This is a genomic window from Candidatus Eremiobacteraceae bacterium (assembly GCA_035314825.1).
Lineage (GTDB): Bacteria > Vulcanimicrobiota > Vulcanimicrobiia > Eremiobacterales > Eremiobacteraceae > JAFAHD01.
Window position 1 is genome coordinate 1 of record DATFYX010000005.1, and the last position, 5,861, is coordinate 5,861.

At 67.1% G+C, this 5,861-nt stretch carries 7 protein-coding genes; 6 read left to right on the forward strand and 1 reads right to left on the reverse strand.

What is annotated here, in order from left to right; all coding sequences use genetic code 11:
- On the forward strand, nucleotides 1-668 hold a 668-nt coding region (locus tag VKF82_01775; protein ID HME80782.1), incomplete at its 5' end, for a tyrosine-type recombinase/integrase.
- A 1-nt stretch (nucleotide 669) separates the two neighbouring features.
- Here VKF82_01775 and VKF82_01780 read toward each other — a convergent pair.
- Nucleotides 670-1,614: an NAD-dependent epimerase/dehydratase family protein gene (locus tag VKF82_01780; protein ID HME80783.1), complete on the reverse strand. Its 945-nt coding sequence runs from the start codon at nucleotides 1,612-1,614 to the stop codon at nucleotides 670-672.
- Between the two features lie 120 nt (nucleotides 1,615-1,734).
- Here VKF82_01780 and VKF82_01785 point away from each other — a divergent pair, with 120 nt between their 5' ends.
- The 5 genes from VKF82_01785 to pqqE all read left to right on the forward strand — a co-directional run bounded on the left by VKF82_01785 (nucleotide 1,735) and on the right by pqqE (nucleotide 5,846).
- Nucleotides 1,735-2,610 (forward strand): hypothetical protein, encoded by an 876-nt coding sequence (locus VKF82_01785; GenBank protein HME80784.1) that lies wholly within the window; start codon nucleotides 1,735-1,737, stop codon nucleotides 2,608-2,610.
- 243 nt (nucleotides 2,611-2,853) lie between these two features.
- A complete protein-coding gene (locus VKF82_01790) occupies nucleotides 2,854-3,771 on the forward strand; it encodes an MBL fold metallo-hydrolase (protein HME80785.1) in 918 nt (305 codons plus the stop codon).
- Nucleotides 3,749-4,453 (forward strand): pyrroloquinoline-quinone synthase PqqC, encoded by a 705-nt coding sequence (pqqC, locus tag VKF82_01795; protein ID HME80786.1) that lies wholly within the window; start codon nucleotides 3,749-3,751, stop codon nucleotides 4,451-4,453. Before VKF82_01790 ends, pqqC begins: the two co-directional genes overlap by 23 nt.
- Nucleotides 4,450-4,767, forward strand: a complete 318-nt coding sequence (pqqD, locus tag VKF82_01800) for a pyrroloquinoline quinone biosynthesis peptide chaperone PqqD (protein HME80787.1) — start codon at nucleotides 4,450-4,452, stop codon at nucleotides 4,765-4,767. The genes pqqC and pqqD overlap by 4 nt, the downstream gene beginning before the upstream one ends.
- Nucleotides 4,764-5,846, forward strand: a complete 1,083-nt coding sequence (pqqE, locus tag VKF82_01805; protein ID HME80788.1) for a pyrroloquinoline quinone biosynthesis protein PqqE — start codon at nucleotides 4,764-4,766, stop codon at nucleotides 5,844-5,846. The genes pqqD and pqqE overlap by 4 nt, the downstream gene beginning before the upstream one ends.
- The last annotated feature ends 15 nt before the right edge of the window (nucleotides 5,847-5,861 follow it).

Consider the following 5,861-nt stretch of genomic DNA (forward strand, 5'->3'; position numbering starts at 1 on the left):
CGCTGCGCTCCTTCTACCGCTTCCTCAAACGCGAGAACAAGCGGGATGACGACCCTGCGGCCGACATCGAGTCGCCCAAGCGCGATAAGCTGCTGCCCAAGGTGCTCAAGGAGCGCGAGGTCGGGCAGCTGCTGCGGACCGTCTCCGGTTGGCAGACCGATTGGCTCAAGGTGCGCGACCGCGCGATCATGGAGCTGTTGTACGCGAGCGGCATGCGGCGCGCCGAAATCGCGTCGATCGACCTGGCCGACGTGGACCTGCGCACGCGCACCATCCGCGTCATGGGCAAGGGCCGCAAGCAGCGGCTGGTCATCATCAACCGCACGACCGCCGCGGCGATCCGCGACTATCTCAACGTGCGGCCGCGCTCAGCCGACGACGCCGTCTTTCTCGGCCACACCGGCCATCGCTTGAGCACGCGTCACATCTGGGAGATCTTCCGCCGCATCCGTGCCCTCAGCGGCATCGACGCGAAGGCCAGCCCGCACACGATGCGCCACTCGTTCGCCACGCATCTGCTCGAGCACGGCGTCGATCTGATCACCATCCAAGAGCTGCTCGGCCACGCGAGCGTCGCGACCACGCAGATCTATACCAACGTGTCGTTCGAGCACAAGCGGCGCGCGTACGACGAAGGCCACCCGCGCGATCGCCAAAAGGATAAGTAGGTCAGGCTCCGGCGGCGCTGGCGCGCTGGACCCGCGCTGCGAGCGTGGCTTTGATCGCATCGGCATGCGGCGTGATGCGGCTGCCGAACGCGCGCGTGAACTTGCTCGCGTCCATCATGAACGGTTGCGCGAACTGATAATAGACTTCGAGCGCCTCGCGGACTTGCGGGTCGAAGATGCCGGCGAGCATCATCATCGGGCGCGTGATCACACCCATTCGTACCGGTTTGCCCGCAGCTTCGCAGACCATCGTGATGAATTGACGGCCAGTGACCGGCTCGGCGGCCGGCATGTGCCAGACGTCTCCCAGCGCAGCCGGCCGTTCTCCCAAGGTGACGAGTCCCCAGCCGACGTCAGGGAGATAGCTCATCGTGTGCGGCGCATCGAGATCGCCGATCCACGAAGCGCGTTTTCCGCGCAGCACCGGATCGACGGCGAGCAAGAGCGCTGAGCTCAACCCGATAGGACCGTAGAAGTCTGACGCGCGGCCTATCGCGAGCTTCACCGTGCCGGCGTGGTGCGCGGCCAGATAGCGGCGTTCCAACTCGTCGCGCAGACGCCCCTTGGGGCCGGCCGGCCGGTGCGGGGTGGTCTCAAGTATCGGACCGGTCACCGCTCCGTACATGTAGAGGTTGTCCATGATCACGAGCGTCGCGCCGGCTTTGGCGGCCGCGTTCATCGCCGAATCCGCGATGGGAACGATCTTCGTCTCCCATTCCGCGTAGGGGACGTTCACGCAGTGATACACGACTGAAGCGCCATCGCATGCGCGTTCCAGGTCCGCGGTGTTGAGCGCATCGACTGAGCGCCATTCGACTTCGGGAGCCGCGCGCGACGGCGCGAGGCGCGTGATGGCGCGGATCCGCTTGCCGCGCGCGAGCAGCTCGCCTAGCACCGCATTGCCGGCGCCCCCAGTGGCGCCGAGAACGACATGCAGCTCATCCATCGACCGCTCCCTTCGGGTATACGCGTCCCGAATCCGCGCTGGAACCTTTCCTGGGGCGGGCAACGTTGTTAAATCAAACGGGCGCGTTCCTCATGGACGCGCTGCCATAGGAGGCGTTCGATGCATCGTTTCGCGCAGATCTATGCTTTCGTGATGCTGTTCGGGGCCGCGGCCGTTTCGAGTGCCGCAAGCCAGGTGCCAGGCGTGACCGTGGTCGTCACCCCTTCTTCTTCTACCGGGGCCTGCCCGAGGAACATCGATCTGCGCGCCTCGCTCAAATGGGTCCCCGCGCCTCCGGCAAGCGGAGCTGACGTCCGTTACCAGTTCATGGTGGACGGCAGCGCGGTCGCTCCGGCAGCGACCGTCACCGTGCCCGCTGCGGGCATCGACGTGCATCAAGCATACGCTGTGACGAGCGCCAAGCAGGGCGCCCATACCGTCACCTTCGGCGTCTTCACGACGCCCGCGGGGCCGCCCGTCATCGACGGCGAGACCCGCTTCACGGCCACCTGTACAATCGCCGGCGTGACCGGCGCGAATGCCGTGGCGCCGGGCGCCAACACGCAGGCGGTCAATCCAGGCAACAACGCCTACAATCCTCGCGTGACGAACGGCGCCGTAGCCCTCAATCCGCTCGCCGTGCCGGCACCCTACGATCTGCGCCGCACGACCGACAAGGACGAGTGCTTCGCGCACGGCGGCGGCGGCCATTGCACGGATCCTCAACCATTCCGCGAAGCCGTCCTGATCTGGGAATGGAAGGGCAACACGAATTACCCGACGGTGGACGGCTACCGCTTCTATCAGAAGGGCCATAGCGCGCCCGACGTCGACATCCCGGTGCGTCTGAACCAGCAGATCACGTGGGATGCCTGGGGCAAACCCGTCAACTCGTGCTTCTACGTGACCGCGTACGTGGGCACGCGTGAATCGTCTCCCAGCAACGCGTGGTGCATCTCGCCGACGGTCTCCCAGCCGATCCAGATGCAGCATTGATCCGCACGTGTGATGTCGGTCGTCGCGCGGGACAGGGAGCGCCGCGAAGCGCCGCGAACTGCCGGGCATGACAGCTTGGGAGCGGCCCGATTTCGATCACGTAGCGTTAGGGGCTGAGGTCACGGCGTACCTCGGCACCGAGCCAGCGGACGACTCGTCGGTCCACTAGACTTCTGTAGCGAAAGGCGTGAGCCGCGGCGGCATGCGTGCTGCCGCGTGCCCGCATCCTAGATGCACATTCGCGTGCTCGGATCGGCCGCCGGAGGCGGCGTGCCGCAATGGAACTGCGCCTGCAGCAATTGCCGGGCAGCCCGAGCCAAGCCAGCATTGCGCCGCCTGCAGGCATCGATCGCAGTTTCAGCCGATGGCGAGCGCTGGCTGATCGCAAACGCCACACCGGATATCCGCCATCAGATCCAAGCGTTCGACAAGCTGGCGCCGCAGACGCCGCGCCGTTCGCCCATCGCCGCCGTCGTCCTCACCGATGCCAACATCGACCACGCGTACGGCTTGCTCGAGCTGCGCCAAGCCGACCGCCTGTGCATCTATTCCACCGAGACCGTGCGCGACGTTCTGCTCGGAGGCGGTAACGCGTTTCGTCCGTTCGCCAAACCGCCGCACGCGTGGCACATCATCGGCGATGCGCCGGTGCACGTCAACGACGCATCCGGCCTGCCCGTCGGGCTGCGCATCCGCGCGATCGAAGTCGGCGGCATCACGCCGCAGTACGACGGCGGCCGCGAAGCAAGCGGCGCCGCCGCGGGCATTTTGATCAACGACGGCGCGTACCGCCTGCTCTACGCGCCCTGCGCGGGGACGATGACCGACCCGCTGCGGCGCGAGCTCGCGTTGGCAGACGCGGTCTTCTTGGACGGCACGTTTTGGACGGAGCACGAGCTGACGCTGCAGGCGCTGGGCACGCGCACGGCGCGCCAGATGGGCCACTTGCCGATCTCGGGCGACGACGGCACGCTGCCGCTGGTCACCGGGCTCGGCGGTAAGCATCGCTATTACACCCACCTCAACAACACCAACCCGGCGCTCGACCCGGCGTCTGATGCGGCGAAGGCCATACGCGATGCTGGGTGGGCGCTCGCCGAGGACGGCTTCGCGTTTTCGCTCACCAAGGATGCCGGAAGTGCGGCAGGCGTCAAGCGCTGATCTGCTCGACCAGCTGCGCGCGGTGGGCGCGCAGCGCTACCACGATAAGCATCCGTTCCACGTCGCGATGCACGACGGGCGGCTGACCCCCGAACAGTTGCGCGGCTGGGTGGCTAACCGCTACTACTATCAGAAGAACATCCCGGTCAAAGACGCGGCGATCCTATCGAACCTGCCTGACCGCGACAAACGCCGCGTGTGGATCAGGCGCATCCTCAATCACGATGGCACGCTTGAAGCGGGCGGCGGTGGACTCGAGCAGTGGTTCGCTCTGGCGCGCGCTGTCGGACTTTCGAACGAGGAAGTCGTGGCCGAGACGCGGGTAGCGCCCGGCACGCGCTTCGCCGTGGACGCCTACGTCACGTTCGCGCGTACGCAGCCATGGCTGCCGGCGGTCGCCTCGTCGCTGACGGAGCTATTCGCACCCGACCTCATGTCCAAGCGCGTCGAAGCGCTGGTCGCGAACTATCCGTGGATCGATCCGCAGGGCCTTGACTATTTCCGACGGCGTGTGACCCTGGCAGCCCAAGACGCGGACGCCGCGCTGCCGTGGGTGCTTGAGGGCGCCGCAGACCCGGCGGTGCGCGACGCCTGCGTGGCGGCGCTGCGCTTCAAGTGCGACGTCTTGTGGGCGATCCTCGACGCGACACAGGCCGCGTACGGCATCGGGCAAGACTCGTGAATCTCGACGAACGCGTGCCTGGGTTCGCGCACGGCGTGCGCGCGCGCCGGCTCGACGACGGCACGGTCGTCCTGCTCGTGCCCGAGGGGATCGTCAATCTCAACCCGACCGCGGCCGCCACGGTCGAGCTTTTCGATGGCACGCGCTCGTGCGCGGCGATCGCGGCCGAGCTAGCCGCACGTTTCGCTGCGCCGCGTGAGTCGATCGCGGCCGACGTCGCCGGATTGGCCGACCGTCTCGCCGCGCGCGGCTGGGTCTTCTTCTCTTCTGATACGCCGTCAAACGCCATGCCGTCAGACGAGCAGCCGGCATGAGCGGATACCAGCCGCTGTCGCTGCTTGCGGAGCTGACCTATCGCTGCAACCTGCAATGTCCGTACTGCTATAACCCGCTAGACCTGCGGGCCTACGGCGACGAGCTCGATGAGAGCGCGTGGTCGCGGGTGATCGACCAGGCCGCGCAGCTGGGGGTGCTGCAGATCCACTTCTCCGGCGGGGAACCGACGCTGCGCCCGGAGCTGCTCGTCGCGCTCGTCCGCCGCGCGCGCGAGCGCCAGCTCTACAGCAACCTCATCACGCAAGGCACCTTTCTCGACGACGCGCTGCTCGATGCGCTGCTCGCGGCCGGCCTCGATCACATCCAGATCAGCCTGCAGGCCGCCGATGGGAGCGTGGCTGACCGCATCGCGGGTACGACGGTGCACGAGCGCAAGCTCGAGGCGTTCGAACGAGTGCTGCGGCGCAAGGTCGCGGTCACGCTGAACTGCGTGCTCCACCGCCTGAACATCGATCAGACCGTGGATGTGATCGCGTTGGCTGAGCGTTTGGGCGTCCGGCGGCTCGAGCTCGCCAACACCCAGCTCTACGGCTGGGCGTTTCGCAACCGCGCGGCGCTGCTGCCCACGCGCGAACAAGTGGATGCGGCCAAGGGCGTCGTCGCCCAAGCGCAGGCCCGCTTGCGCGGGCGGATGGAGATCGTCCACGTGCTCGCCGACTACTACGAGCGCTACCCGAAGCCGTGCATGCATGGTTGGGGCCGGCGCTTCATGACCGTGGTACCTGACGGCCGCGTCTTGCCGTGTCCGGCCGCTGCGGCGATCGCGGCGCTGCGTTTCGACAGCGTGCGCGAGCGATCGCTGGCCGATATTTGGCGTGCGTCGGAGGCGTTCGAAGCGTACCGCGGCACGCAGTGGATGCGTGAGCCCTGCCGGTCCTGCGATCGCAGAGAGATCGATTTCGGGGGCTGCCGCTGCCAGGCGTTCTTGCTCACGGGCGACGCATCGAACACCGACCCGGTGTGCAGCCTCTCGCCGCTCCACGGGCTCGTCGAATCGGCGGCCGATTCCGCCGTGCCGGGGACCTTCGTGCCGCGCCGCCTAACTCCAGTGCGATGAACGAAGCGTCGCAGC

Coding starts and splice junctions, on each gene's coding strand:
- VKF82_01780 (HME80783.1), bottom strand. CDS start 1,614: ATGGATGAGCTGCATGTCGTTCTCGGCGCCACTGGGGGCGCCGGCAAT.
- VKF82_01785 (HME80784.1), top strand. CDS start 1,735: ATGCATCGTTTCGCGCAGATCTATGCTTTCGTGATGCTGTTCGGGGCC.
- pqqE (HME80788.1), top strand. CDS start 4,764: ATGAGCGGATACCAGCCGCTGTCGCTGCTTGCGGAGCTGACCTATCGC.